Annotated in this window: 23 protein-coding genes and 2 tRNA genes; 3 read left to right on the plus strand and 22 right to left on the minus strand. The window is 61.2% G+C overall.

The features are described from left to right. Nucleotides 1-2: 2 nt before the first annotated feature. The 10 genes from GPK39_RS00755 to GPK39_RS00805 form a co-directional block, all read right to left on the minus strand. A complete protein-coding gene (locus tag GPK39_RS00755) occupies nt 3-719 on the minus strand; it encodes a formate hydrogenlyase complex iron-sulfur subunit (protein WP_196022398.1) in 717 nt (238 codons plus the stop codon). Between the two features lies 1 nt (nt 720). Then, on the minus strand, nt 721-2,493 hold the full coding sequence (locus GPK39_RS00760; RefSeq protein ID WP_215673404.1) for a hydrogenase large subunit: 1,773 nt from the start codon (nt 2,491-2,493) through the stop codon (nt 721-723). Between the two features lie 3 nt (nt 2,494-2,496). Further along, nucleotides 2,497-4,056 carry a hydrogenase 4 subunit F gene (locus tag GPK39_RS00765; protein WP_215673405.1) on the minus strand — a complete coding sequence of 520 codons (1,560 nt, stop codon included), beginning with the start codon at nt 4,054-4,056 and terminating at the stop codon, nt 2,497-2,499. Between the two features lie 3 nt (nt 4,057-4,059). Continuing rightward, complete coding sequence (gene hyfE, locus GPK39_RS00770) at nt 4,060-4,713, minus strand: hydrogenase 4 membrane subunit (protein WP_215673406.1); 654 nt, start codon at nt 4,711-4,713, stop codon at nt 4,060-4,062. 13 nt (nt 4,714-4,726) lie between these two features. Continuing rightward, the gene (locus GPK39_RS00775; protein WP_022095200.1) at nt 4,727-6,184 is read right to left on the minus strand and encodes a hydrogenase 4 subunit D; all 1,458 of its coding nucleotides are present in this window, start codon (nt 6,182-6,184) and stop codon (nt 4,727-4,729) included. A 15-nt stretch (nt 6,185-6,199) separates the two neighbouring features. Further along, a complete protein-coding gene (locus tag GPK39_RS00780; RefSeq protein WP_118237871.1) occupies nt 6,200-7,126 on the minus strand; it encodes a respiratory chain complex I subunit 1 family protein in 927 nt (308 codons plus the stop codon). A gap of 12 nt (nt 7,127-7,138) precedes the next feature. Further along, nucleotides 7,139-9,157, minus strand: coding sequence for a hydrogenase 4 subunit B (hyfB, locus tag GPK39_RS00785; RefSeq protein ID WP_215673407.1), 2,019 nt, complete (start codon nt 9,155-9,157; stop codon nt 7,139-7,141). After that, a complete protein-coding gene (locus GPK39_RS00790; RefSeq protein ID WP_215673408.1) occupies nt 9,150-9,767 on the minus strand; it encodes a 4Fe-4S dicluster domain-containing protein in 618 nt (205 codons plus the stop codon). Before GPK39_RS00790 ends, hyfB begins: the two co-directional genes overlap by 8 nt. Before the next feature lie 78 nt (nt 9,768-9,845). After that, complete coding sequence (gene fdhF, locus GPK39_RS00795; RefSeq protein ID WP_252204468.1) at nt 9,846-12,068, minus strand: formate dehydrogenase subunit alpha; 2,223 nt, start codon at nt 12,066-12,068, stop codon at nt 9,846-9,848. Nucleotides 12,069-12,143: 75 nt separating this feature from the next. Then, a complete protein-coding gene (locus tag GPK39_RS00805) occupies nt 12,144-12,662 on the minus strand; it encodes a 4Fe-4S dicluster domain-containing protein (RefSeq protein ID WP_252204471.1) in 519 nt (172 codons plus the stop codon). 428 nt (nt 12,663-13,090) lie between these two features. Between GPK39_RS00805 and GPK39_RS00810 the strand changes: the two genes are divergently transcribed. From GPK39_RS00810 to GPK39_RS00820, 3 genes are all read left to right on the plus strand, one after another. Then, nucleotides 13,091-13,414: a type II toxin-antitoxin system RelB/DinJ family antitoxin gene (locus GPK39_RS00810; protein WP_138112252.1), complete on the plus strand. Its 324-nt coding sequence runs from the start codon at nt 13,091-13,093 to the stop codon at nt 13,412-13,414. Next, nucleotides 13,407-13,883: a type II toxin-antitoxin system VapC family toxin gene (locus GPK39_RS00815; protein ID WP_215673411.1), complete on the plus strand. Its 477-nt coding sequence runs from the start codon at nt 13,407-13,409 to the stop codon at nt 13,881-13,883. The genes GPK39_RS00810 and GPK39_RS00815 overlap by 8 nt, the downstream gene beginning before the upstream one ends. Before the next feature lie 298 nt (nt 13,884-14,181). Further along, the gene (locus GPK39_RS00820; protein WP_215673412.1) at nt 14,182-15,177 is read left to right on the plus strand and encodes a hypothetical protein; all 996 of its coding nucleotides are present in this window, start codon (nt 14,182-14,184) and stop codon (nt 15,175-15,177) included. Between the two features lie 209 nt (nt 15,178-15,386). On the opposite strand, the gene GPK39_RS00825 is transcribed toward GPK39_RS00820, so the two are convergent. The 12 genes from GPK39_RS00825 to modB form a co-directional block, all read right to left on the minus strand. Further along, nucleotides 15,387-15,460, minus strand: a tRNA-Gly gene (locus GPK39_RS00825). A 6-nt stretch (nt 15,461-15,466) separates the two neighbouring features. Continuing rightward, nucleotides 15,467-15,543, minus strand: a tRNA-Pro gene (locus GPK39_RS00830). A gap of 91 nt (nt 15,544-15,634) precedes the next feature. Next, nucleotides 15,635-16,993 (minus strand): branched-chain amino acid transport system II carrier protein, encoded by a 1,359-nt coding sequence (brnQ, locus tag GPK39_RS00835; protein ID WP_215673413.1) that lies wholly within the window; start codon nt 16,991-16,993, stop codon nt 15,635-15,637. A gap of 67 nt (nt 16,994-17,060) precedes the next feature. Further along, nucleotides 17,061-18,200, minus strand: a complete 1,140-nt coding sequence (locus GPK39_RS00840) for an aminotransferase class V-fold PLP-dependent enzyme (RefSeq protein ID WP_215673414.1) — start codon at nt 18,198-18,200, stop codon at nt 17,061-17,063. Then, the gene (locus GPK39_RS00845; protein ID WP_195239643.1) at nt 18,197-18,448 is read right to left on the minus strand and encodes a putative Se/S carrier protein; all 252 of its coding nucleotides are present in this window, start codon (nt 18,446-18,448) and stop codon (nt 18,197-18,199) included. Before GPK39_RS00845 ends, GPK39_RS00840 begins: the two co-directional genes overlap by 4 nt. A gap of 18 nt (nt 18,449-18,466) precedes the next feature. Further along, complete coding sequence (yedF, locus tag GPK39_RS00850; RefSeq protein WP_215673415.1) at nt 18,467-19,093, minus strand: sulfurtransferase-like selenium metabolism protein YedF; 627 nt, start codon at nt 19,091-19,093, stop codon at nt 18,467-18,469. A gap of 57 nt (nt 19,094-19,150) precedes the next feature. Then, the gene (gene selD / locus GPK39_RS00855) at nt 19,151-20,200 is read right to left on the minus strand and encodes a selenide, water dikinase SelD (RefSeq protein ID WP_252204473.1); all 1,050 of its coding nucleotides are present in this window, start codon (nt 20,198-20,200) and stop codon (nt 19,151-19,153) included. Nucleotides 20,201-20,270: 70 nt separating this feature from the next. Then, nucleotides 20,271-21,035 carry an acyl-CoA dehydratase activase gene (locus GPK39_RS00860; protein ID WP_215673417.1) on the minus strand — a complete coding sequence of 255 codons (765 nt, stop codon included), beginning with the start codon at nt 21,033-21,035 and terminating at the stop codon, nt 20,271-20,273. A gap of 155 nt (nt 21,036-21,190) precedes the next feature. Next, nucleotides 21,191-22,354, minus strand: a complete 1,164-nt coding sequence (locus tag GPK39_RS00865; RefSeq protein WP_215673418.1) for a double-cubane-cluster-containing anaerobic reductase — start codon at nt 22,352-22,354, stop codon at nt 21,191-21,193. Nucleotides 22,355-22,508: 154 nt separating this feature from the next. Further along, nucleotides 22,509-23,792 (minus strand): double-cubane-cluster-containing anaerobic reductase, encoded by a 1,284-nt coding sequence (locus GPK39_RS00870; protein WP_215673419.1) that lies wholly within the window; start codon nt 23,790-23,792, stop codon nt 22,509-22,511. Nucleotides 23,793-24,226: 434 nt separating this feature from the next. Beyond that, nucleotides 24,227-25,297, minus strand: a complete 1,071-nt coding sequence (locus GPK39_RS00875; RefSeq protein WP_215673420.1) for a sulfate/molybdate ABC transporter ATP-binding protein — start codon at nt 25,295-25,297, stop codon at nt 24,227-24,229. 3 nt (nt 25,298-25,300) lie between these two features. Beyond that, a complete protein-coding gene (gene modB / locus GPK39_RS00880) occupies nt 25,301-26,743 on the minus strand; it encodes a molybdate ABC transporter permease subunit (protein ID WP_338404364.1) in 1,443 nt (480 codons plus the stop codon). Between the last annotated feature and the right edge of the window lie 37 nt (nt 26,744-26,780).

A 26,780-nucleotide genomic window follows, 5' to 3' on the forward strand; every position in this document is an offset into this window, starting at 1 on the left:
GGTTACTCCTCCTTCGTTTCAAAATCCATGATGATGCCCTCGACCGGTGCAGGACCGGCGGGAATCTCGGGCGCATCGGGGTTGAGCTCGCGGTCGATATACTCCGGGTTCACGCCGTGGCCGCCCAGATACTCCATGCCGGGGCCCTGGGGCTCACCGGACGCAAGCGTCTCGTTGGCAGCCATGCCATGAGCGTTGCCGGTCTTTACGGCCGAGGCGGCGCGCAGGGCGTCGAGCTCGCGCTTGCACTCCTGGCACATACCGACGGTACGGGCAGCCTGCTCGGCCTCCATGCCGCCGGCCTTTTGCAGCAGGCGCTTTGCGTAGTCGATCTCCTTGTGCGGGGCAAACGGCTTGCCGCAGCGCGAGCAGTGCTCGAGCGTATAGACGCTCTTGCTGGTGAGGTCGTCCTTGCTCATGACGGCCAGCTCAAACTCCTCGGTGAGCTTGATGGCCTCCATGGGGCAGGCTTCCTCACAACGGCCGCAAAAGATGCAGCGGCCGTAGTCGATCGACCAGGTGATGGTATCGGCCGCAAGGTCGGTGTCCATGCGAATGGCATCGGCCGGGCACGCCACGCCGCAGGCACCGCAGGCGATGCAGAGCTCGGCATTGTGCTCGGGCTTGCCGCGCATGTCCTTGTTGGTGGGAAACGGCGCAAACGGGTACTTGACCGTCGCGTCGCCGGCCTTGGCGTTAACCTTCCAAAGCTTCAGCATATTAGAGTGCCTCCTCATCGAGCGGAGCGGCTATGGTGCCCTCGCCCGCAAGCGGCGACTTGTCGCGCCAGACGTTCTCGAACTGCTCCTTGTCGAGCACGTGGTCGCGCTTGGCGGCGACATCGGTCACCGTCACGCGGTCGGTGCAGGAGTAGCACGGGTCGAGCGAGCCGACGATCAGCGCCGCGTCGCCCACAGTGTTGCCGCGGAACATGTAGCGCAGGACCGGCCAGTTGCTGTACGTGGCGGCCTTGGCGCGCCAGCGGTAGCACTTCTGGTTGTTGCCGAGCATCGCCCAGTGCACATCCTCGCCGCGCGGCGCCTCGGTGGCACCGATGGCGTACTTGTGCGGGGTGTACTCCCAATCCGTGGTGAGGATGGGGCCCGACGGGCAGTTCTCGAGCATGGTCTCGATCATATCGATCGAATCGTAGACCTCCTGGATGCGGACGGCGGTGCGGCCGAAGGCATCGCAGGTGTCAGCCGTAGCGGCATGCATCTTTTGGACGTCCGAATCGGCGTAGCCGTCGAAGGTATGGTCAAAGCGCACGTCGCGGGCATAGCCCGAGCCACGCATGAGCGGGCCGACCGGCGAGAAGTCACGTGCGATCTTGCGGTCCAGAATGCCGATACCGCTCGTACGCTCGATAAAGTTGGGCGTGGAGAGCAGCACGTCGACGAGTTCTTGAACCTCGGAGCGCAGCTGGTGGATGGTCGTGAGCGTGGAAAGTTTCTGCTCGGCCAAAATGTCGCGACGCACGCCGCCGATCACGTTGAGGCCGTAGGTCTTGCGGTGACCGGAGAGCTTCTCGGCCAGGTCCATGGACTTCTCGCGAACGCGGAAGAACTGCTGGAAGCCGGAATCGAAGCCGGTGTAGTGCGATGCGAGGCCAATGTTGAGCAGGTGCGAGTGCAGGCGCTCGACCTCGAGCATGATGGCGCGGATGTACTGTGCGCGCGGCGGGACGTGAATGCCCTGGGCGCGCTCGACAGCCTCGGCGTAGGCCACCGAGTGGGCGCAGCCGCAGATACCGCAGATACGGTCGGCAAGGAACGTCACGGCGTCATAGTTCAGGCGCGTCTCGGCGACCTTCTCCATACCGCGATGCACGTAGAACAGGCGGTAGTCGGCATCGACGATCGTCTCGCCCTCCACGAACAGGCGGAAGTGGCCGGGCTCGTCGGAGGTGATGTGCAGCGGTCCCATGGGGACGAGCGTGGTCTCCTTGCCCTTGGTGTCGGCCAGGAATTCGTAGTTTTCCATGTCGCTCGCGGGGGCGGGGCGGAAACGGTAATCCATCGAATCCTTGCGCAACGGGTACAGCCCACTGGGCCAATCGTCGGGAAGCACCAGGCGACGGCGATCGGGCAGACCCTCGGGAATCAGGCCGAACATATCGCGCAGCTCGCGCTCGCCCCACACGCAGGCGGGGACGAACGGGGTCACGCTCGGGAACGTCATCTTGGCGGGGTCGACCTCGGCGCGGACGGTCACCCAGCCGGGGTCCTCGCCCTCCATGGAAATGACGTAGTACACGGCGTAGCGACCGCACAGGCTGCGCTCATCGTTGCCGATGATCACGGGAATCCAGCCGTAGCGCTCGTAGTACAGGTAGTGGACGGCCTCGGGCAGCTTGTCCTGCTTGACGGTAATCGTCAGCTGGTCCTCACACTGCCACTCGACCTTTTCGATGCAGCCCGGAACGGCGCGGCGCAGGGCCTCGACATGGCTCTCGCAGCGACGGGCATACACCTTGTTCTCAGTTTCAATCATTCGTTACTCCACCTCGCTCTGAGCGGTCTCGGTACCGAACACAGCGCGGTACATCGGCGTCGCGTGAAGTTCCTCGGTGCTCTGCTCGAGCACGATGCCGGTCGCGGTCTCCACACCGTGCACGAGGGGCAGCGGGGTGGCGATGCCAAACCACAAGATCATGACAGCCAGGATGATTTCGGGGATAAGCATGAGCGCCGGGGCCTCATGCTTGCCCATGCCCTGGGGCGCATGGCCGAATACCGACTTGAGTGCGATACGGGTGAGCGCGGAGATGGCCACGGTAAGACCGAGGGCGACCACGACGACCAGCCACATGGGACCGGCGGTAACACCGGCGACAAAAGTCAGGAACTCGGAGATAAACATGCCAAAGGGCGGGAAGGCACCAAGACCGAGCAGCGCCAGGACGGCGAGCGCGGCGGTTGCGGGGGCAACCTCGACGACGCCCTGGATCTTGGCCAGGCTACGCGTGCCAAAAGCGTGCTGGATGTTGCCGGACACGCAGAAGGCAAGCGTCTTGGTAAAGCCGTGGAACACGCAGTGCAGCAGGGCCGCGGCGATACCCAGCGGGCCACCGATACCCAGGCACAGGGCGATAACGCCCACGTTCTCCACAGACGAGTACGCAAAGCGGCGCTTGAGGTCGTCCTGGCGAAACATCGAGAGTGCCGCCACCAAAATGGACAGCGTGCCGACGATCAACAGCAGAAGTTGCGGATACTCGGCACCCACGGCCTGGATGGTAAAGCCGTAGAAGCGCATGATCACAAGCATGGCGCACTTAAGCAGCACGCCCGAGAGCAGGGCCGAGACAGGGCTCGGAGCCTGGGAGTGGGCATCGGGCAGCCAAGTGTGCATGGGGAACAGGCCGGCTTTGGTGCCAAAGCCGATCACGATAAACGCAAAGGCGAGGCGCATGAGCGTCGGGTCGAACTGGTCGGCATACGGCAGCACGCACGACAGGAATGCGGCCTCGTGGGCGTTGGGAATCACGTCGGCGGCGTTGGCGTAGATCAGCAGCGTACCGAACAGGCCAAAGGCCACGCCGGCGGTGCAGACCATCGCATACTTCCAAGAAGCCTCGAGGGCCGTCTTGTTCTTGTAGATACCCACGAGGAACACGGTGGAAAGCGTGGTTGCCTCCACGGCGGCCCACGTGAGGATCATGTTGTTGGACAGGCACGCGAGCAGCATGGTGAACACAAACAGGCTAAACAGCGCAAAATACTGCTTGGCGCGCTCGGCGGGCATGGAGCCCTCCTCGATATCGGCCTTTACATAGGGCAGCGAGAACAGCCCGGTAAGAAAACCGATAAAGCCGATGAGCAGCACAAAGATGGCGCCCAGCGAATCGAGGTGGAACCACAGGCCAAGAGCGCTCGCGGTTTCGCCGCTCATAAGGACGTCACCGGCCGTCATAATCGACAGCACCAGGACGGCTGCGACGGAGACCAGGTTGAGGCCGGCAAACACGTTATAGGACGTGTTCTTGGGCAAAAACGCCATGACCAGCGAGAACACCAAAGGAGTCGCGAGCAGGGCGAGAATCAACGATTCCATGGACTACCCCCTCAGCTCGGACAGGTCGCGCGCATCGAGCGAGTGGGAGTCGTCCCAAATGCGACGCACGACGATGGACATGATGATGACGGCAAAGATGGCGTCGGTGGCGATACCGATCTCGATGATCTCGGGAGCGGTGGGGGCCAAAAGCGCGAGCGTCACATGGCTGCCGTTTTCCATAAGGCAGTATCCAAAGATCTGCTTCATGATGTTGCGCTGCGAGATGATGCAGGTGAGGCCCACAAAGAAGTGAGCGAAGCTAATAGCGAGCGCAGGCGTTGCGACCTCGGCCGTGGGCAGGCTGATCTGCGTCACGACGGCAAAGCAAATCGCGACCTCCACGGCGATGATGCAAATGGCCCACGCGGGCTTAAGGCCGGCCTTGAGCGATGCGTCGCTTGGCTCGCCCATCTTCTTGTATGCGTGGTTGAGGATGTAAGGGACCAGGACGACCTTAGTGATAAAGGCAGATCCAGCCCACATTAGCAGCTCCTGCGCACCGGTGGTGACACCGAGCGTGGCGAGCAGTCCCACGAGCACCAGCGACTGCACCGCATACCAGTTGATGGCATGTTTGATGTTCTTGGAGACAACCACCATGGTGGACGTGACGATCAGAAGGCCGCCAAGGATGTTGACGATCGAATAACCCATGTCGTTCTACCTCCTAACCGATCCAGCTGGCCGAAAGCGGGCCGCTGACGATAACCATGATGATGAGCACGATGAACACGAACGCCATCGCGCGGGGAAGCGGGGCTCCCGCAGCGACCTCTTCGCTCGGCTCGCCGGGCAGGCAATAGCCCATCCACTTGAGGAACCAGGCGAAGGTGGCGACGGTCTCGGCGACCATGATGCACACGAGCACCAGGATCGCGACGTTGCCGGCACCCACGGAGAAGCCACCGGCGATGATCTGGAACTTCGAGAAGAACGTGTTCATGGGCGGCACGCCAGCAATGGCGAGTGCCGCGACACCAAAGCCCACGCCCGAGATCGGGTACTTCTTTACGATGCCGCGAAGCTTGGGCAGCATACGCGTGCCGAGCGTAAAGGAGAACGAACCGGCGATCAGGAAGAACAGCGTCTTGGCGAAAGCGTGGTTAAAGATGTGGCACACGGCGCCATCAAAGGCCAGCTGGCTGCCAAAGACCGAAAGGCCCAGACCAAAGAACACATAGGAGAGCTGAGCGATCGTGGAGAAGGCCAGCAGACGCTTCATGTCCTTTTGCGGCAGGTACATAAGGAAACCAAAGAGCATGGTGACCATGGCGTCGATAATGGCAACCCAGCCCACGATCTCGGGAATCTCGCCGGCAGAGACGAGTGCACGCGCGAACACGCACACGCCGACTTTGACCATCGAGGCACCATGCAGGTAGGCCGAAACAGGCGTCGGCGCCTCCATGGCCGAAGGCAGCCACATGTACATGGGAACCTGTGCGGACTTGGCCCAGGCCGCAAACAGCACGAGCAAAAGGACGATAGCCTTGAGCTTGGCGTCGAGGCCGGCAATCGCGGTAATGGCGAAGGTGCCGGTGTGGGCAAACACGATGGCAGCGCCCAGATACAGGCCGAGCGCACCGATATGCGTAATGATCAGGGCCTTCATGCCGGCCTTCTTGGCCGTAGGCGTCATGTAGTAGCTAATGAGGCCCCAAGAGCACGCACCCGTGATCTCAAAGAACACGAGCTGGCCCAAAAGGGTCGAGCTGTACACGAGGCCGGCCATGGCGCCGATGAAGGTCGCGAGGTACGCGTAGAAGCGACGACGCGGCGCATCGGGATGTTCACGGTTATTCTCGCTCATATAGGGAATCGAATAGATCACGACAAGCAGGCCGATACCCACAAAGGCGGGCGCGAGCAGCGTGCTCATGCGATCGAAGGTGAATCCCATAACGAGGGTCTGCCCAAACGAGATCAGGGGGACCTGCGTGTCGGGCATGCCGGCGCCAGCGAAATTCGCGGCGAGGGCGATGGTGCAGACCGTCGAGACGGCGGCACCCAAAACGCTGAACCACTTGGCGTACGGACGGGGGAACAGGGCGACGAGCACCGAGGCCACCATCGGGGCCGCGATAGCGACCAAGCCGAGAAGGGACAGACTGACTGCAAATGACATTGTTTCTCCCTTCTCCTACACGCCTACGACCACGAAGACAAACGCCAGAACGGCGATGCCCACAACGGCCCAGGTCTGATTGCCAAGCACCTTAAAACGCGAGCGCGAGCAGGAGTTCTCGATCACGCCGCACACGACAAAGTCGATCAGGCACTTCACCAGGAAGATGACCGCGCCCAGAACGGCGGCAGCGCCCACGGTCGCGGGCTCGCCCCAGGGGACGAAGATCGCGCAGAACCAGGCGACGACCAGGACCTGCTTCATGGACATGGCGAGCTTTGCCATCGCAAGCGACGGGCCGGAAAGCTCGGCGAGCGGACCTTCCTGAAGCTCCTGCTCGGCCTCGGCCTGATCAAACGGCAGCTTGCCGAGTTCCATGTAGCAGGCGATCGCAAAGGCGATGCCGGCGAGAATCACGGCGACCGGCGCGTCGACGGCGCCCGTCATGATGTGCTGACCCATGGTGGCGATGTCGGTGGAGCCGCACACCAGGGCGGCGGCAAACAGCGCCAGCAGCATGGACGGCTCGATGAGCACGCTCATGAGCAGCTCGCGGACGCCGCCGATACCGGCGTAGGCGTTGGACGAATCCACACCGCAGAGGGCGAAGAAGAAGCGGGCGAGCGCCAGGCTGTACATGATGGTGATGGCGTCACCAAAGACCGGGATGGGGCTTTGTGCCGTAAAGAGCGGCAGGCCCATCGCGAGCATAAAGGCGACGGCGAAGAACAGCGGCGGCATAATGCGCAGCGCAAAGCTCGCGTCCTCGCTCTGGGACTCGGGGCGCGCAAAGAGCTTGGCCAGGTCGCGGTAGTCCTGCATGATGCTGGGGCCGCGACGGTTGTGCATCTTGGCGCGGATAACGCGACCGAGACCGGAGAAGAACGGCGCGACGGCCATAACGACCACGCCCTGCAGAACGGCAAGTACGATGTTGTTCATGCTCTCCCCTCCTTAACCCATTTGCACGGCGAGCACGAGGAACACCACGAGTGCCGCGACGATGTAGCAGATATAGATGCTGTAGTTGCCGCCCTCGAGCTTAGTCGCGAGGTCGGCGAGCTTCTCGACACCCTTATGCGGGGCATCGACGAGAACCTTGTCGGGTACGGGCTCCACAGCCTCGGCCACACCGGTGAGCTTCTGGAAGAAGTGCGCGATGGACCAGCAGACGGCCGTGCAGCGGTCGCGCAGCGTGTAGAGAGGCTGCATAAACCAGGACACCTCGGAGGCAAAGGTCGTGGCCACGACAGGCATATGCTCGTTGGGAGCATAGCCGCACGCCCACGGCTGGGACTTCTGCACCTTGCCGACGGTCTTGAGCTTGCGATAACCGCAGGCAAGGCCGACGAGCACCACGAGCGCAATGGCGATCGCGGGCGTGGAGGTGGCAGCGCCGGAGTATTGGTTCATGAGCTCCATGCCTTCGGCGGCAAACACGCCACCGTACGGATGCAGCACGGACGCGGCGACATCGACCAGCACGGGCGCGATCACGGGAGCGCCAATGCCCAGCACGACGCAGATGGCCGCGAGCAGGCCCTGCGCAAACACCATGGGGGCGGGAACCTCCTTGGCATTGGCCGCTGCCTCGGAGCGGGGCGCGGAGGCAAAGGAGACGCCATAGGCCTTGACGAAGCACGTGACAGCCAGCGCGCCGGTAATGGCAAGCGCGACGGCAGCGAACACGGCCACGATCATGACGGCCTTGTCGCCCTGCATGGCGGCGTTAAACAGCGACTGGTAGGTAAACCACTCGGACACGAAGCCGTTGAAGGGCGGGATGGCCGAGATGGCAAGCGCGCCAACGAGGAAGCAGATGGCCGTTGCCGGCATACGACGGAACAGACCGCCCATCTTCTCCATATTGCGCGTACCCGTGGAGTACAGCAGCGCACCGGCGCCCAAGAACAGCTCGCCCTTAAACATCGCGTGGTTAAACGTGTGGTAGAGGGCGGCCATCAGAGCCAGGACGGCGATGCCGACCGAGTTGAGCGCCATGGCGGCCATGGAGGCGCCAACGCCGAGCAGAATGATGCCGATGTTCTCGACGGAGTGATAGGCCAGCAGGCGCTTGATGTCATGCTCCTGCAGGGCGAAGGCCACGCCGAGGACCGACGAGATCGCACCGAAGACCATGACCATAAGGCCCCACCAGACCTGAACGCCCGAGGCGGAGAGCAGGTCGAGACCAACCTTGAGGATGCCGAAGATACCGATCTTGATCATGCCGCCGGACATGAGGGCCGACACGTTGGACGGCGCCTCGGGATGTGCCTTGGGCAGCCAGCCGTGCAGCGGGATGATACCGGCCTTGGCGCCAAAGCCAAAGAAGGCGAGCACGAAGCACACGGATGCGACCGCGGGACTAAACTGCGTAGCGCGGAAATCCGCAAAGGCAAACGAGCCACCGGCGAAGTTGGTCATGGTGAGGAAGCTCGCCATGATGAGCACAAAGCCCACGTGCGCGATCACAAAGTAGAGCCAACCGCCATGGATGGAGTTCTCGTTCTCCTCGATCACGACCAGGAAGTACGAGGTCAACGACATAAGCTCAAAGGCCACCAGGAACCAAAACACGTTGTCGGCGGTGATGACGAGCATCATGGACGCCACGAAGGTGTTAAAGAAGAAGCCGGCGCGGCCCTTTTTGCCCGGGTACTCATCAAAGTAGTTGAGACCGTAGATCGAACCGGCAAACGCGAGCACCGAGATGAGCGCCACGAACAGGCCGGACAGCTGATTGAGCAGCAGCTGGAAATGGGCAAACGGGAAGAACACGATGGTGTCGACCGACGTGACATCGCCCAGCACGGCCTGGATACCGGCCACAAACGAAAGCACCGCGGCGACGGCGCCGATAAGGCAGCCGGCGGTCTTGGCGGCGTTATCGGCCTTGATCAGCAGAACCGAGGCGAGCGCACCGATGCACGAGACGGCAAGCGATGCGATAAACAGCGTCATGCTATCCATTCTTTACGCTCCCTTCTGCTTTCTCGGACAAGCCCTGGGCCACAGCGGTAACGTCGACGACCGGACCGTTTTCGATCGAGCGCAGGCGCTTGGCCTCGTCGAGCTCGCGATCGGCCGCGCCGCCCATGACGGTCAGCGCCTTGGTGGGGCACGCCGCCACACAATGCGGGCCGTCCGGATCGAAGGCGCACAGGTCGCACTTGACAGCGCAGGTGTACTGGCCGGGAGCCCACGTAAGAAGGCTGCTCAGGGACTTAGGATACGAAGGCGTCGGATCGCACATGCCTGCGACACCGGCGATAGACGTGCCATCGGGATGGATGGCTCCGAAGGGGCACGCGATGGCGCACAGCCTGCACCCGATGCACTCCTGCTCCTTGACGTGGATGCGGTCGCCATCGTGCTCGATGGCATTCACCGGGCAAACCTCGGCGCAGGGGGCACCCTCGCAATGGTGGCAGGCAAGGGCGGCCGAAATACCGCCGGTCTTCACGAGCGCCAGGCGCGGCGTATCCTGAAGACCCTGCATCCGGTGGGCGTCGGCACAGGCGGACTGGCATGTTCCGCAGCCGATGCACCTCTCCGGGTTGATGTCGATGAAGCGGTTCATCCCCACTTCCTTTCAAAATAACGGGCCGGGCTCCCGAACGTACGGGACGCCCGGCCCAAATAGCCAACGAGAACGGGACTACACGATTTGATTCACGTGCGTCTCGTCGTCGAACTTGGCGGTGCCGGGCTCAACGTCCTGGGGAGCGGCGGCGTCCACCAGAGCCTGCTTGAGCTCGGTGTACTGACGCTCCACCTCGCCCTCGGCCCAGACCTGATCGGCGATAGCGTCGACCTGGCAGGCGGAGAACTTGTCCTCGGGCGTGTGCGAGACCGGGTCGACCTTATGGATGGTCAGCTCGTTGCACTTGCCGATCCACCACTGGTAGGTCATGTAGACCGTGCCCTTGTTGATGCGGTCGCTCACGTCGGCGCGGCTGTATACCTGGCCGCGGCGGCTGTGAATCGAGACGATGTCGCCGTTCTTGATGCCGCGCGCCTCGGCGTCCGCGGGATTCATGCGGACAAAGCCGGGCTCGTCGGCGAGCAGCGCCAGCGTCTTGCAGTTACCGGTCATCGAGCGGCAGCTGTAGTGGCCGACCTCGCGGACGGTGCACAGGATGAGCGGGTACTCATCATCGGGAAGCTCGGAGGGCGCCTCCCAGTCGTGCGCCATCAGGTTGGCGCGGCCGTCCTTGGTGGTGAACTTGCCACCAGCGAACATGTCGGGCGTACCGTGGTCGTTCACATCGGTGCTCTTGACGGGCCACTGGGCATAGCCGCCCTCGGGAGCCATCTTCTCGTAGGTCGCGCCCACAAAGTTGGGGCACAGGCTAATGCACTCGTTCCAGATCTGCTCGGTGTTGTCGTAGTGCATGGGGTAACCCATGCGCGTGGACAGGTCCGCGAAGATCTCCCAGTCGTGACGGCACTCGCCCTTGGGCGGAACAGCCGCGTCAAAGTGCTGGAAGCTACGGTCGGATGCGGTAAAGACACCCTCGTGCTCGCCCCAAGAGGTGGCAGGCAGGATGACGTCGGCGAGCATGGTCGTCTGCGTCATAAAGATGTCCTGGCAAATGAACAGATCCAGCTCGGAGAGCGTCTTGCGCATACCGGCCGAATCGGGCTCGGTCTGCACCGGGTCCTCGCCGTAGTTGTAGAAGCAGTGCACCTTGCCCTCGTCGACCAGGTGGCCCAGGTCGGTGAGCTTGTAGCCCTCCTCGAGCGGGAGCTTTTCCTCGGGCACGCCCCAAGCCTTGGCAAACTTGGCACGCACAGCCGGGTCGGTGACTTTCTGGTAGCCAGGGTACAGGTTGGGCAGCATGCCCATATCGCAGGAGCCCTGGACGTTGTTCTGACCACGCACGGGCGCGAGGCCGGAATTGGGTTTGCCGATCTGGCCGGCAACGCAGGCGATGGAGGCGATGGTGTGCACCGTCTTCAGGTTCTGCTTCTGCTGGCATACGCCCATGCCCCAGCCAATGATGGCGGAGGGCTTCGCCGTGGCGTACATCTCGGCAGCTTGGTGGATCAACGCGGGCTCGACACCCGTGATGTCCTGTACGGATTCGGGAGTGTAGTTCTTAATGGTCTCCCACCACTCGTCAAAGCCGTTCGTGTGCTCGGCGACGAATTCCTTGTCGTAGAGGCCATCGTTGACCAAGCAGTTGGCAAAGGCGTTGAGGAACGCAACGTTGCAACCGTTCTTGATCGGAAGGTAGAGATCGGCGATACGCGCGGTTTCGATATGGCGCGGATCGGCGACGATGATCTTGCAACCCTTTTCTTTGGCTCGCACGATACGCCTTGCGACGATGGGGTGCGAATCGGCAGGGTTATAGCCGAAGAGGAAAATGCAGCCCGCATCCTCCATACCGGGGATGGAGCATGACATGCAACCTGAACCAACCGTGTCCATCAGACCGAGGACAGTAGGGCCGTGTCAAGTACGGGCGCAGTTGTCCACGCTGTGGATGCCGATGCACGCACGCGTAAACTTCTGCATGACGTAGTTCGCCTCATTGCCGCCGCCTCGCGAAGAGCCGGTGGTCATGACAGCGTTAGGACCATATTCGTCAATTATGGCCTGCATCTTAGATGCGGTGAAATCCAGTGCCTCGTCCCAGCTTACGCGCTCAAGATCCGCGCCCTTGGTGCGGCGGATCATCGGGTGCAGTACGCGAGGAGTCAAGATCTTGGTGTCGTTGATGAAGTCGTAGCCGCTCATGCCCTTAAGGCACAGCTCGCTCTGGTTGGTGATGCCGTTGAGCGGTTCGGTGCCCACGACCTGGCCGTTTTGGACCAGGAGGTTAAACTGGCAACCGGCGCCGCAATACGGGCAGATCACTTTATGCTTCTCCATGACACCCTCCTTCCTTTTTCTGCTACCGATTACTCGGTACTAATTTGACAATCATTGGGCCTGTCGCCCCAACGCTTACGCCTCGTTTTCGATGGTGGCGCGGGCACGCTCGGCAGTCAGCTCCGCCAAACGTTCCTCGTCTACCAGGGTGAGGCCCTTGGTCGGGCACGCCTCGGCACACGCCGGACCGCCGGGACGGTCCACGCACAGGTCGCACTTGAGCACGAAGCTCTTGGTCTGCGAACCCACGCGAACGTCGCCCATCAAGACCGGAACCTGCGTGGTCGCCACGCTCACGGCGCCAAAGGGGCATGCCATGACGCAGCTCTTGCAGCCGATGCAGTTGTCCTCGTTGACGCCAATGCGATGGTTCTTTGGATCAAAGAACAAGGCGCCCGTAGGACAGGCCTTCGCGCACGGGGCACCCTCGCAGTGATGGCAAGCCACCGGTGCGGAGATCTCGTACGTACGCGTCACGCGCAGGCGCGGCGCGGCGATGTTACCGGGGATGTCGTGCGCCTCGATACACGCCGCCATGCAGGTTTGACACCCAATGCAACGCGAAGAATCGGCTACGACTCGCTTATTACCCATGTTGTTCACTCCCTCCTGAATCCCTTGCCGAAGAGACCCTGTCGACATTGACCCAAGCCGCCCGTGGCCTGGCATCGGCGTATCGAGTGCATGCGGCGAAACAGGCACTTCGATAGAATTCCTCCAACGATATACAGGTTAAATATACGCAGTTGCAGGTGGCAAACTTGAGCATAGGCCCTGCAATACGGGTGTATTGCAGGGGTTTTGGCAGGTTGGAATTATTCTCTAGAAGCTATAAAGGTGAGTGTATTACATGCGTACGCCCAAGAAAGATTTCACGCTCATTTCTAAAGGATGTAGTACGTTTGTAATATCCTTTACACTCAATTTCTCTAGTGCAATAAAGTAGTGGTTGTAAGATTGGCTATTATTAGCCGATGTTGTATTTGTTATTCAAATTGCACGCTCATTAAGGGAGGCCAGTGATGTCATCGACTCAAAAACGGGCCATCCTGCAGGTGCGCATTCGCGAGGAAGACAAGCAGCATGCCGAGCGTCTCTACGACGCTATGGGCACATCGCTCGCCGAGGCTGTCCGTCTATTTGTCGCGCAGAGTATTTTGATGCGCAAGCTCCCCTTTCAGCCGGTCGCCGTGCGCTCCAAGGACGGCACGGCCGCCTATGGATTGCTCAAAGCATATGGGGACCCCAATCGCCGCTCCGAGGAGCGCAATGCCTGGATTGAATACCTAGCCACAGAAAGCGACGAGTCGGTTTTGGGTCCCGAGGAAGTAGATATCCATGAGTAGCACCATCATCGACGAGACCGTCATCCTGCGCTACCTGCTTGACGACGACGAAGTTCTGTCACCGCGTGCCGCCAAGGTCATCGCCACGCGCACCGCTCGTGTCTACCCCGAAATCATCACGCGCGTCGTGGTCACGCTGCGCGACGTCTATAAGGTTCCCCGCGTTGAGATTGCCACGGCCATGAAAAGGCTGCTCGATGACGTCATGGTCGACGAGCCCACCGTTGTCGCCCTTGCCGTCAAACTCTTTGGCAAGACCCATATGGACTTTACCGACTGCCTCCTCGCAGCCCGAACCGCCATCTACAACGATGATGTCGTGAGCTTTGGCAAGCCCATCATCCAAGGCATGATCGATTACCGCCGCAAGCGCCAAACCGCCGCCGGTGCTCGCGACCGCGCCGCCGAAGCCCGCAGCCGAAGCACCGACTCCACCATCGACAAGCTCCGCAACCACGGTCGCCACTAACCGACAGGCAACGGCATCGCCCGCCCCTCAGCCTCATCCCCTCCTAAGTTGCGGTGAAATAGTTCCTGGATTTAGGCTTATTCGAGCTTTTCAGGAACTATTTCACCGCAACTTTCTGTAAGGGTGGTTTTTAGTGCCGCCGAGGGGCACAAATCAACCATTTGCCGATATGTTTGGCTCTGACTCATGACTCTGACCTGCCCCGTCAAGCTTTTGGTCAGTTCATGGCAAGGTCTGACGGACCAAATATGGGATAGCGTAGTGTCATTCACTCCCCCTCGAGACCATGGGGTCGAAAATGAGTCATGATAAACGCTGTTCCAAACCGCAAGTAGAGCTGTTCTTCCGGTTATTCGAGGCCCATCATGGCGGGCGCCTGTTTGTAGCTACCAAAAAATGGGATGAACGCTGTGCCTACGCGCTCATGCAAAAAGAGATGATTATTCGACTCTACAACCATGTCTACGCTGATCCCGCGTATTGGAATGACCTCGGCGTCGAAGATCGCATCTTTCAATTGGCATCCGCTATTGCGGTCGTTGAACCGGATGCCGTGTTTTGTGGAGCAACGGCGGCACTGCTCTATGGCATCGGTTCTGCATATTCGCTTCTCGACAAGGTGCAAGTGCTGCTGCCGCGTTCCACCAGGCGCGATACGTACGAATTCGTTGAATACCGACGCTGGCGGCCGGGCGACGTATGGCAGCTCGGCCCGTTTACGTTAACGGATCCATATCGCACGGTGGTCGACATCGCCCGAACGAGCGCCTTTCGATATGCACTAGGCCATGTCGACGGGTTGGCCCGTGAGTACGGTGTCGAGCGTGAAGAATTGCGTGCATATGCACAAGCGAACTGCCGCGGACTGCACGGCATCGCGCGCGCATTTGACGTTTTTGAACACATGGATGGCAGATCGGATAACGGTGGAGAATCCGAAGCACGGGCGGCAATGATTCTAGCGGGAGTTGCCGCTCCCGAACTTCAGGTTGAAATCACTCGACCGGGAAACGCCGGCTATTATTTGGCAGATTACGGCTGGCAGATGCCAAACGGCTCTTGGATGCTGGCTGAGCTGCATGGACTAGGCAAGTTTGAGGGCGATGCCCAAAATGATCCGGAACATACTGCGGCAAAAACCTATCGAGCCGCCCTCGTGCGCGACGCGAACCTGCGTGCCATGGGCCACAACGTCATTCATTTCAAGCTCTCAGACACCTACGATGTCAAAGCGTTCGGCTCCATGATGCGCGGCTACGGTATACCAACCACAAAACCCTACGCAGACTCCTGACCGGCTGCCCTCATCTTCTCGACAACAGAACCCATCATCGACCCAGCCCGCTCGGCCTCAATAAGTTGCGGTGAAATAGTTCCTGGATAACAGCTTTTGCGGCTAATCCAGGAACTATTTCACCGCAACTTAGGTGGGGATGTGGGGCCCCGGCATGTATATGAAAATGGCTCTGGTCCCAAAGGAACCAGAGCCATTCATCTATCTTATGGAGCGGGCGACGGGAATCGAACCCGCGTCATCAGCTTGGAAGGCTGGGGTTCTACCATTGAACTACGCCCGCAAGATATGGTCGGGACGACAGGATTTGAACCTGCGACATCCTGCTCCCAAAGCAGGCGCGCTACCAAACTGCGCCACGTCCCGAAGGTGTTGAGCAGCTAAGGCATAAACCTTGCGTGTCCCAAAGCGAAGGAAATTATAGGGGAGACTCCCCGCCTGTGCAAGCGACGATACCCTAGCTCCTCGAATGTGCGACAAACTGGCTATGAACCAGACCGATCACAAACGCCGCCACAGCAACCGGTGCCCACGCAGCACCGATATCTGCCAGCGGCAACGCATCGAACGGCAGCCACGCACCAGTAAAGAACGCGTCGCGGACCGAGGTGATCACGCTCTGCACCGCGACCACGCCGCCGACCCAAACCCAAACCTGCGGATGCGCGTCGCAAAAGCCGTGCATCAGGCCCATAAGCACCAGCACAATGGCAACGGGATACAGGGCATTGAGCATAGGCACCGAGAACATAAGGATCACGTCGAGGCCCACGTTGGAGAGCACGCACGAAAACGCCGCGAACACAAAGGCAAGCATCGCAAAGGGGTGGCGCATGGCCTCCTCGGAAGCCTCCGCTCCCCCTTCAACCACATACGTCTCGCAGAAGTACCGCGAGCAGCAGCTAATAAGACCGATGCACACGTTCATGCAGGCGAGGAAAAAGATCGCAAAGACCACGACCGTGCCGACAAGGCCAAAGTGCATGGAGGCAGAGCGGGCAAGGATGGCGGCGCCATTGGTGGCATCGGGCATAACCGTGCCGAGCTGCATGCCGGCAAGCGCCAGGCCACAGTAGATGATGGCCATGAGCACGCCGGCGATCACACCCGAACGCGAGATCTCGAAGGCCACGCGCTTATCGTCGGTAACGCCCAGCTCATGGATGGTCTCGGCGATGATAATGCCAAAGGCGAGCGACGCGAGCAAGTCCATGGTCTGGTAGCCGGTCAAAAAGCCCTGTACGGCAGCACCGGCATTGTAGGGAGCCTGCGGCGCGGCAGCGGGACCCAGCGGCGAGATCACGGCAGCGCCCACGACCAGCACGATGAGCGCGATGAGCGCGGGGCCCGTAATACGACCGAGCACGCGTGTGATAACGCCCGGGCGCAGCGTGAGTGCAAGCGCGACGACAAAGAAACCGACGGCAAACACCAGGCGAGCCGTGCCAAGCGAGACGCCCTGAGGCAGCAAGGGCACCAGCATCTCGAAGGCCGTGGAGCTCGTACGCGGAATGGCCAGGCACGGGCCGATGGCCAGGTAGACCGCCGCAACGAAGAATTCACCAAACTTAGGATGCACGCGGCCGGCAAGCTCGCGCGCCGTTCCGGCAAGTGCCACGGCGATAAAACCCATGACGGGCAGGCCGATGGCGGCAATCAGAAAGCCGAGCATGGCGACCGGCGTGGCAGAACCAGCCTGCAGCGCCAGCAGCGGCGGAATAATGAGGTTGCCGGCGCCAAAGAGCATCGAGAACAGCGCAATGCCGACGGTAACGACATGGTCGGAGCGCAAACCGCGCGGAGCGGATGAGGCCATATGCACACCTTTCGGGTCGAAACAAAAACGGGACGGGCAAAAGACCCGTCCCGCAAGTATATACGCTCTAGCAGGCTAAATCGCGCAAAGCGTCAATCGCGGTGTCGACTTCCTCGTCCGTGTTGAAATACCCAAACGAGAAGCGGACGACGCCCTGGCGCTCGGTCCCCAGCGCGCGGTGCATGAGCGGAGCGCAATGGGCACCGGGGCGCGTCGCAATCCCCCACCCTTGCATGAGCGCGTCCGAAATCTCGGCAGAGTCGATATCGGCTACGTTGAGCGACACAATCGCCGAGCGCACGGGCTGGTCAAACGCGCCGTAGAGCTTAACCCCCGGAATCTTGCGCACACCGGCAAGGAAGCGATCAGCGAGCGCACGCTCGTGGGCAGCAATCTCCTCGACCCCGCCTTGTGCCTCAATAAAGTCGAGACCTGCGGAAAGTCCCGCGATGCCGTGACCGTTGAGCGTGCCCGCCTCAAGGCGCGTGGGCCACTCAAGCGGCTGCAGTGCATCGAAGCTGTGCACACCCGTGCCACCCATGGCCCACGGCGCCACGTCAATGCCCTCCGCAACGACAAGGCCGCCGGTGCCTTGGGGTCCCATGAGCCCCTTGTGGCCGGTAAAGCACACGACGTCGAGCCCCATGTCCTGCATATCGATATGCGCCGTGCCGGCAGACTGCGAGGCATCGACAATCACGAGCGCGCCGGCCACATGAGCCACAGCCGCCACACGTGCAACATCAACGGAGTTGCCGGTCACATTGGAGGCGTGCGTCACCACCACGGCACGCGTGCCAGGCGTCACCAGCCGCTCGAGCTCGTCGTAGTCGAGCAGGCCGTTCGCGTCGCAGCCCGCATGCTCAACGGTCACGCCCCGCTCTGCCGTCAGGCGGTTGAGCGGGCGCAGCACGGAGTTGTGCTCAAGCACCGTTGTGACCACGCGGTCGCCGGGACGCACCACGCCGTTAATCGCCGTGTTGAGCGCCGCCGTAGAATTGGGCGTAAAACAAACATGGTCCGCCCTCGGGCAGCCCAGCAAGCGCGCAAGCTTGGCACGGCAAGCATGAATCGTACGAGCGGCATCGAGGGCACCCGACGTGGCCCCGCGCCCGGCATTGCCGAGCGAACACATCGCCTGCGTCACGGCATCGATCACCGTCTGCGGCTTATGCATGGTCGTCGCCGCGTTATCCAGGTAGATCATCGCACGACCTCCCACATGTCGATTACCGTAAAGCCCTCGGTGGGGACGCCCGCCGCGGCAAGCTCGCCGCGCAGCAGGTCCTCATCCGAAGGCAGCGCCTTCCACGCCAAGCCGCAGCCGGCAGCGACCTCCCCGGGCACGGGAATCGTGCGCCCGGGAAGGCCGCGCTCGACGCATAGGGTCTCGCACCCCATAGCGGCCGCCGTGGTAGGAAACGTGATGACAAGCGCCGGGCGCTTTTCTCTCATGGCAATCCCGCCCAAACGCTACGGGCGCACGACGCGCACGGCCTGCTCCATCTTCTCCACGATCACGTACATGTTGGTGACCTCGCCCACCGCAAGCTGGTCTTTAATGCCATAGTGGTCGAGGCAGGTACCGCAGGTGAGAATCTCGACACCCTGCTCGGCCAGGCCCTTCAGGTCATCGAGCACCGGCGAGCCCTCGACGGTGAGCTTGGCGCCGCCGTTGTAGAACAACATGGTCGCGGGCAGCTCCTCCTGCTGCGTCACGGCAAAGATGAAGGCCTTCATGAGTTTGTGGCCCAGCTCGTCGTCGCCGCGGCCCATGCAGTCGGTGTAGACGGAAATGACGAGTTTGCCCTTGCCGGCGCTGGCATCACAGAAGGCAGCGCCATCCTGCTCGGGATCGGCCACGGCAACGGCGCCAGAGGTCGCCACGGTCACGTGCCACTCGGCGTCCGAGATCTTCTCGACCGAGGCCGTGCAGCCCTTCTCCTGCGCCATCTTGGAGATGTTCTTGACGGCGGTCTCGTTATCGACCGCGGTCACCACGGCACCCTCGCCATCAAGCTGTTTGAGCGCCTTAAGCGTCTTGACGACGGGCAGCGGGCAGGCATCGCCCATGGCATTGACTTCAATCCTGGTAGACATAGTTTTTCCTTTCGAATAAATCGTTTTAGAACGGTATATAGCTCAATAAACGTGTCGTTAACGTACAACGTGGACGGCAGGACCGCCTGGCACCGGCTCGCACACGCGACCGACGACGGCGGCGATACGTCCTTCGGCATCCAGGCGACGCGCAAGCTCATCCACATCGGCAGCAGGCGCCGCGATGAGCAAACCACCCGAGGTCTGCGGATCGTACAGCGCATCCAACATGCCCGGCTCCAGGTCATCGTCGGCCGCCACGCGCGGGCCAAAGAAGTCCTGGTTGCGGTAGGCACCGGCAGGAATAATGCCCAAACGCGCCATATCGAGCACCTGGTCAAAGAGCGGTACCGCCCCCGACGCAAGTTCAATCTGCACGCCCGAGCCTTCGGCCATCTCGCACGCATGCCCGATCAGGCCAAAGCCCGTGACATCGGTGCAGCCGTGAAGCTCAAGTCCCTCGGCCAGACGAATCGGGGCCTCGTTGAGGGTGCGCATCGAGTCGAACATCGGGCTGGCGTCGTCCTGCTCGATGAGTTCGCCCTTAATGGCCGTGGTGATGATGCCCGAGCCAACCGCCTTGGTCAGCAGCAACGCATCGCCCACGCGCGCGCCGCTATTGGCGAGCATGCGGTCGAGTGGCACAAAACCGCTCACGGACAGGCCGTACTTGGGCTCGTCGTCGTTGATGGTGTGGCCGCCCGCGATGGAGCAGCCGGCCTCGACGCACTTGTCGGCGCCACCCGCCAGAATCTGGCCGGCAACCTCAACGCCCAGGCAACTGGGTATGCAGAGCAGGTTCATGGCATGGCTTGGTCGTCCACCCATGGCGTAGATGTCCGACAGCGAGTTGGCCGCGGCGATCTGGCCAAACAGGAACGGGTCATCGACCATCGGTGGAAAGAAGTCGATGGACTGCACGAGGCCCAGGTTCTCCCCCACGCGGAAGACGCTCGCATCGTCAGAGGTATCGAACCCCACGAGTAGGTTGTCGTTATGCACATTGGGCAAGTCGCCCAGGACCTGGGCGAGGGCTCCGGGAGCCAGCTTAGCGGCTCAACCGCTCGCGGCCGTCATAGACGTGAGCTTAATCTGATCGTCAGCCATCGATACCTCCTCTCATCGGGCAATCATTTTCTCCCAGTATACGCATGAATGCGAGCCTACGGCGGATGCATTAATTGAGCGCCTGCGCGCGAATCGCCGCGCCGATCGCTCCGGCAAAGCGAGCCTGGGGCGAGGTGGTCACCGGCGACCCCAGTAGCTCGCCCAACCGCTCCACCACGAAGGCGTTCTCGCACAGGCCGCCCGTCAGGTAATACGGGGCGCCCGCCGCCTGCCCGGCCATAGTGGCCACGCGCGACACGACACTCTCGATCACACCGCGGGCGATGTTCTCACGCGGCTCACCGCGACCGATCAGGCTGATAACCTCGCCTTCGGCAAACACCGTGCACATGCTGCTGATCTTGGTGGGTTCGCCGGAACGCGCCAGGTCGGCCATCTGCTGCTGGGAAATGCCTAGGCGGTCGGCCATGATTTCCAAAAAACGGCCTGTGCCGGCAGCGCACTTGTCATTCATGGCAAATTTGGCCACGCGGCCGCCTTTAAGCTGAATGACCTTGGTGTCCTGGCCGCCTACGTCAATCACCGTACCGTGATCGCCAAACAGGCGCACGGCGCCGGTACCGTGGCAGGTAATCTCGGTCACGACCTTGTGCGCATAGGGCACGGCGACACGGCCGTAGCCGGTCGCGATCACGCGCACGTCGTCGGCCGTCACGTCATAGCCGGCCGCTGCCAGTGCCTCGCGCAGCCGCTCGGAAGCATCGACCGAGGAGAACCCGGTTGGCTGCACGCACGTCCACGCCACCGAACCCTCCCCGTCGACCACAGCAGCCTTAGCCGCCGTAGACCCGATATCGATCCCGATCCCTATCATGGCTCTCTCCCAATCTAAACATCAAAGGTAGCGGCGCGTTCAGGCGCCTTAGCTCTAGGTTTCTCAGGTGCCGGAGATTGCCCCGAAAGAGGAGCGCAGCGTACTTTGGGTACGCAAGCGACGGTTTGAGGAGCAAGATCCGGTGCCTGAGGAAGCTAGAGGGTTTCGATGAAGGCGGCGATGCGGGTCTCGATCTGACCCATGTCGCCGTTGCTGTAGTCGGTCTCGATCTTCATATACGGAATACCCGCACCCTCGACAGCCTCCTGCATGCGCGCACTCTCAACGTTGAAGGTGTGGCATGCCTGGAGCACGCTCTCCACTACGCCATCGACGTGGTACTTCTCGCACATGGCCAACGTGTTCTCCATGCGGCCGTCGTTGGGCGTCATGACCGAGCAGTTGATGTCCAGGTAGCGATCGGCGATAGCGCGCAGGATGTCGGGCGCGTCCGGGTCGATCATCATGGCAGCCGTGCGCTCGCCCGAGCAATCGTCCATGCACACGACCACGCCGCCGTTGGACTCGATGGTGCGACCGATCTTGTTGATTACGCCGCCCACCGGGCAGCCGGTGATCAGAATGCGCTTGGCATCCGCCGCAACCGGGCGCTCGCCCGCGTCGTAGGCCTCGCGCAGCTTGGCGACCTTTTGCTCCAGCTGCTGCGTATAGGCCTCGATATCAAAGCTAAACGTACCGGCGAACATGGTGCTCATCAGGTCGACGCCGCTCATGGCCGCCGGCTGATTGGCCTGCAGCGCAAACATGTCGAGCTGGGCCGCACGCAAGCGGTTGCGGCGGCGCACAGCGGCGCGCAGGTCATCGTCGGTAATCGTGATGCCGTAGAAGCTCTCGAGCTCCTCCTTGAGCAGGCGGCACTCCTCGTACCAGCCCACGCGCTCGTAGGCGCGGTCGCGACCCTGAGGAAGATGCAGAATGTGCGTGCGCTTGAGCTCGTTGAGCAGCTCGTACATCTTCTTCTTGCCGTCGCAGGTGGTCTCGCCGATGATCATGTCGCTAAAGTACGTAAACGGGCACTTTTGCGAATAGGCAAAACCGTACGTCGACTTGATGAGCGGACACAAATTTGCCGGCAGCACCTTCTCGGCCTCGGGAATCACCTCGTCGGACGTACCGCACAGGGCCACGCTCGAGGCGCCCGCGGCATCGATAATCTCGAGCGGCGTATAGCTGCACAAAAAGCCGACCAGGCGATTACCCGCCTGCTTATAATCCTTGACGCGAATAAACGCCGCCTTGCGCTGCTCGTTGAACTCCTCAAACGTGCGCGGCAACGGCTGCTCAATATTTTCCGACATATAACTCCTTAACAAACCTTTTAACCAACCAAGGAGACGGCTTTCCCAGGTGCCCGAGGTTGCCGTGAAAGAGGGGCGCCGCGCACTTTGGTACGCAAGCGACGGTTTGAACGGCAAGATCGGGTACCTGGGGAAGCCGCCGGGATGGATAACCCTAAATGGTTTCCAAGAAAGCCTCGATGCGGGTCTGGAGCTGACCGGCATCCTCGCCGGCGTAGTCGGTCGTGATGTGCATAAACGGAATGCCGGCCTCCTCGGCGGCCTTCTCCACGGCAAACGACTCCATCTCGTAGAGCGTGCAGAACTGCAGGGCCACGTCGACGATACCGTCGGCATGCAGGTCCTTGGCCATCTGGACAATGTCCTTCATACGCTGGTCGTTGGGCGTAAAGACAGCGCAGTTGATCTTAAAGTAGCGCTCGGCGATGGCGTCGAGCATCTCGTCGACCGTCTCGCCGGACTCGTCGACCAGGTCCTTGTAGTAGCGCGAGCCCGTGCAGGACTCCTCGCCTACCACAACGCCGCCGGCCTTCTCGATGAGGTTGAACAGCTTCCAGTTGGGCACGGCCATGGGCGTACCGGTGTACAGGATGCGCTTGGTCCCCTTGGGCGCCACGCCCTCGCCGGCCTCGACACGCTGCTCGCACTCGGCGGCCATCTCGTTGATGGCTCCGGTCAGACGCGGCGTGTCGTCCATAAAGGCGGCCTGAACGGTCAGCAAGCTGTCGAGACCGCTGATGGGCGCCGGATCGGCAGCGCGCGTGGCAGCGAGGCGCTGCAGGGCACGGCGCTTCTCATTGACGGCGTGGATGGCGGCCTTCAGACGCTCAGGCGTAATCTTGACGCCGCACTCGTCCTCAATCTTGGCGGCGAGCTTCTTGACCTCGGCTTTCCAGGTCACGAGCGTCGACTCGTCGTGTACGTTGGGAATATCCATGACGTACATGTTCTTTTGCGTGGCAAAAAACTCATAAGCCTTCTTCTTGCCATCGCAGGTGTTCTCGCCCACCACCAGGTCACTCGACTCAATGTAGGGGCAGACCTCGCCCAGCTTAAAGCCGGCAAAGCTCTTGATGAGCGGACAGGTGTTGCGCGGCAAGTGCTCCTCGACCTTGTCGGTTGCCCAGTCGGCACCCGAGCACAGGCCCACGGGAATGCCGTCACAGGCAAGTACGATCTCCTCGGGCACGTACACGCAAAAGCTGCCAACAATCTTGGTGGCCTCGCCGGCCTCCTTCTTGTCGAGCATCTCCTTAATACGGCCGCTGTGGATGTTGGTGGCGACAAAATCCAGGTAGGACGTGGACTTGGGGCGATTGTTCTGCGTCAGGAACATATCGCCGTACATCTGACCCACGGCGCCCAGCAGCATGTCGTGGTCGGCAAGATTCATGCCGAGGCTCTCCCACATCGGATGGAAATCAAATTCTTCAGCCATGACGGTTCCCCTCTCGAACCAAAAATGAATAGCTACGGTATTGCTGCACGGTGGGTGGCGAAAACCCAGCCGCGCCTAAACCCGGAATTTTGGGGAACCTGCTTTGCAGCTGATAATTTAGTTGTGCGTCGTCTCTCCCGGAGCCGTGAACATACCTGCTCATATGCGACTCCGAGCCATATACAGGGCGCGCGCGGCAACGCGGCGAATGTATGTCGTCTGCGGCATGTGCGCACCCTCCTTTACCAGTTGAGGTCAACTATATCAACGGTTATCGACCATGCGAACACCGTTGACATTCGTACGACAGAGGCACCCGTTGCCTTTTAATAAATTATTATCTTGCTTGATAATTAATTACCATTCTACATTCGGCGAACGGTAGGGAACGAAACTGCGGGCTGCCGAGAATCCTCGACGGCCCGCCCTCTACCCTACCGACGAACCAGATGAATCCTGCTCGCATCAAAATGCATGCGCAAGGTCTCCCCCGCCTGTGGCAACTCCTCTACAGGCACGCTCACCTTGTTGACCTTCCACTGCAGGCGCGTGGGCGCATCGGCGCGCGGCACGTCCAGCAGCACCAGGCGCTCAAAACGTGAATCGCTCACTCGGGCCACGTGCAAATCATAGCTGTTGCGGCCCCGCTCGGCACGGTTGTCAACATGGAAGTAGCTTGCGCGAATGCCCAGGTATGCCACATTATCGGGAACCTCGCGACCCACGTTAAAGGTCATACCCCAATCCAGGGCTTCAACTTCCTGAGGCCCGATCTTGCGCGCCCGGCTTGTGTTCTTGCAGCCCGTCAGGCGCAGTGCCGCCAGCGTCTGCGGACGGCGGACCACGACCTCGACAGAACCGATCTCCTCGACGCGCCCGTCATGCATTACGCAGATACGTTGGCACAGGCGGCACGCTTCGTCGATGTCGTGGCTCACGTAGAGCACGGTGCGGTTGCATACATCGAACAGGTCGAGCATATTCTGCTCGAGTGCGCTCTTAAGATAGGAATCAAGCGCGCTCATGGGCTCGTCGAACATAAAAATGCCCGGATGCGCCGCCACCATGCGGGCAAGCGCCACACGCTGCTGCTGGCCGCCCGAGAGGCGTGCGGGATAGCGGTCGGCAAAGTCGGCTAGACCGAAAATGCTCAGGTAGCGCTCGGCAAGTTTTTTACGCGCCGCGGCATCGCCCGCGTCCTTTACACCGGCACATACGTTATCGGCCACCGTCATGTTGGGAAACAGCTGATAGTTTTGGAACAGCAGGGCGCATTTGCGCTCCTGGGGCGACAGGTTGATGCCCGCCGCCGAGTCAAAGAAGATCACACCGTTGACGACGATCTTGCCCTCGTCGGGCGTCTCCACGCCGGCGATGCAGCGCAGTGTACAGCTCTTGCCGCAACCCGAGGCGCCCAGCAGCGCCACGCGCTCCTCGCCGGCCTCAAGCTGCATGTCGAGCATAAACCCGGGATAGCGCTTTTTGATATCCAAAACGAGTGACATGACCTATCGACCTCCCTTCGAGACAGCGTCATCGCGCATGAGCTCGGCCAGCGCCTCGCGATCGATACGCAGGGCATCGCCGCCCGCCGGGTCGAGCGAATCGCCCTGTCCGGCGAGCTCTTTGGCCTGCTTGCGCTCCGCACGGGAAAGACCACGCTCGCGGTACTTTTGCGAATGCGCCGTGTACATGTTGATGAACAGGATGACCAGGAAACTAAACACGATCACGACGGCGACCCAAAAGAGGGCCACCGACGTGTTGCCGCCCATCCACTCAAAGTAGATGGCGATGGGAATGGTCTGCGTAATGCCGGCGTAGTTGCCCGCAAAGAACAGGGTGCAGCCAAACTCGCCCATCGCGCGGGCAAAGGCGAGCACCGTGCCGGCGGCAATCGAGGGCCAGCCAAGCGGCATCATAAGCTTGGTAAAGATGCGACGCTCGGACCATCCCAGGGTTCGCGCCGCATCGAGCATTTGCGTGTCGAGGCTCTCGAAGGCTCCGAGTGCCGTACGATAGACGAGCGGGAACGACACCACCACGGCAGATATCACCGCTGCCGGCCACGTAAAGACAATCGAGATGCCGTGCGCGATGAGCCACTGGCCCACCCCGGTCGAGCGGCCAAACAGCATAAGGAGCAGAAAGCCGCAGACCGTGGGCGGCAGCACCATAGGAATCGTAAAGACCGAATCGAGCAGGCCCTTGATGCGACTCGTCGTACCCATGGTCTTCCATGCGGCAAACAGGCCCAGCGCAAAGGAGATCAGCAGGGCAAGGCCGCTCGTTTTAATGGACACCCAAAACGGGCGATAGTCGATATCGCCCAAAAAGGAAGCCAGTGAGGTCAAGGGCCCCTGCTCATCCCGCAACACGACAGACGATGCCTCTACCATTTGAGCGCTATCAAGCCAACGCGCGCCGCCCTTAGCATCACCCGAGGCTGATGCAATCACCACATAGCGGTCCCCATCCGCACCGCGCTCGTCAAAGCCATAGGTATACCCGCCGGCATCAAACGTTGTTTCCGCCGTGACATACCAAGGAAGATCCACGTCCCCCAGCTGCGCACCTCCCATGCAGTTTGCACTGTCGAGCTTGCAGACGAGGGCCTTGAGACCCGGTATGCACTCGTTGTCCTGCGGATCAAATCCATACCTCTCGACCGCCTTAGGCGATATCCACACCACAACGCGATCGGCAGCAGGCGCCACTACAAGGTCCACGTCCTCGTCAACGGGAAACCGGTAGCCCTCAGGCTGGCCCTCCATGGCACGAGCGGTCCCCTTGGCCAGCCGCTCAAAACCCTCGATCCCATAGGAAAGCCCATGAGCGGTCGCAGCAACCTGGGCCCCGTCCTCAGCATCCCCAGCAAACGCAAATCCCGGCACCCAGCAAAGCGCGAAGGTCAAAGCACAGGCGACAAGCATGCGGAATCTATTAAGCACGAAAAGCTCCAAGCGAATACAAGGACGGAGTGAAACA

Origin of the sequence: Collinsella aerofaciens (genome assembly GCF_018785245.1) — a bacterium.
GTDB lineage: Bacteria > Actinomycetota > Coriobacteriia > Coriobacteriales > Coriobacteriaceae > Collinsella > Collinsella aerofaciens_AD.

Coding starts and splice junctions, on each gene's coding strand:
- hyfB (WP_215673407.1), bottom strand. CDS start 9,157: ATGGATAGCATGACGCTGTTTATCGCATCGCTTGCCGTCTCGTGCATC.
- GPK39_RS00810 (WP_138112252.1), top strand. CDS start 13,091: ATGTCATCGACTCAAAAACGGGCCATCCTGCAGGTGCGCATTCGCGAG.
- GPK39_RS00760 (WP_215673404.1), bottom strand. CDS start 2,493: ATGATTGAAACTGAGAACAAGGTGTATGCCCGTCGCTGCGAGAGCCAT.
- GPK39_RS00815 (WP_215673411.1), top strand. CDS start 13,407: ATGAGTAGCACCATCATCGACGAGACCGTCATCCTGCGCTACCTGCTT.
- GPK39_RS00870 (WP_215673419.1), bottom strand. CDS start 23,792: ATGGCTGAAGAATTTGATTTCCATCCGATGTGGGAGAGCCTCGGCATG.
- GPK39_RS00840 (WP_215673414.1), bottom strand. CDS start 18,200: ATGATCTACCTGGATAACGCGGCGACGACCATGCATAAGCCGCAGACG.
- GPK39_RS00845 (WP_195239643.1), bottom strand. CDS start 18,448: ATGAGAGAAAAGCGCCCGGCGCTTGTCATCACGTTTCCTACCACGGCG.
- yedF (WP_215673415.1), bottom strand. CDS start 19,093: ATGTCTACCAGGATTGAAGTCAATGCCATGGGCGATGCCTGCCCGCTG.
- hyfE (WP_215673406.1), bottom strand. CDS start 4,713: ATGGGTTATTCGATCGTCAACATCCTTGGCGGCCTTCTGATCGTCACG.
- GPK39_RS00755 (WP_196022398.1), bottom strand. CDS start 719: ATGCTGAAGCTTTGGAAGGTTAACGCCAAGGCCGGCGACGCGACGGTC.
- GPK39_RS00765 (WP_215673405.1), bottom strand. CDS start 4,056: ATGGAATCGTTGATTCTCGCCCTGCTCGCGACTCCTTTGGTGTTCTCG.
- brnQ (WP_215673413.1), bottom strand. CDS start 16,993: ATGGCCTCATCCGCTCCGCGCGGTTTGCGCTCCGACCATGTCGTTACC.
- GPK39_RS00775 (WP_022095200.1), bottom strand. CDS start 6,184: ATGTCATTTGCAGTCAGTCTGTCCCTTCTCGGCTTGGTCGCTATCGCG.
- GPK39_RS00790 (WP_215673408.1), bottom strand. CDS start 9,767: ATGAACCGCTTCATCGACATCAACCCGGAGAGGTGCATCGGCTGCGGA.
- GPK39_RS00875 (WP_215673420.1), bottom strand. CDS start 25,297: ATGTCACTCGTTTTGGATATCAAAAAGCGCTATCCCGGGTTTATGCTC.
- GPK39_RS00805 (WP_252204471.1), bottom strand. CDS start 12,662: ATGGGTAATAAGCGAGTCGTAGCCGATTCTTCGCGTTGCATTGGGTGT.
- GPK39_RS00860 (WP_215673417.1), bottom strand. CDS start 21,035: ATGATAGGGATCGGGATCGATATCGGGTCTACGGCGGCTAAGGCTGCT.
- GPK39_RS00865 (WP_215673418.1), bottom strand. CDS start 22,354: ATGTCGGAAAATATTGAGCAGCCGTTGCCGCGCACGTTTGAGGAGTTC.
- GPK39_RS00820 (WP_215673412.1), top strand. CDS start 14,182: ATGAGTCATGATAAACGCTGTTCCAAACCGCAAGTAGAGCTGTTCTTC.
- GPK39_RS00780 (WP_118237871.1), bottom strand. CDS start 7,126: ATGAACAACATCGTACTTGCCGTTCTGCAGGGCGTGGTCGTTATGGCC.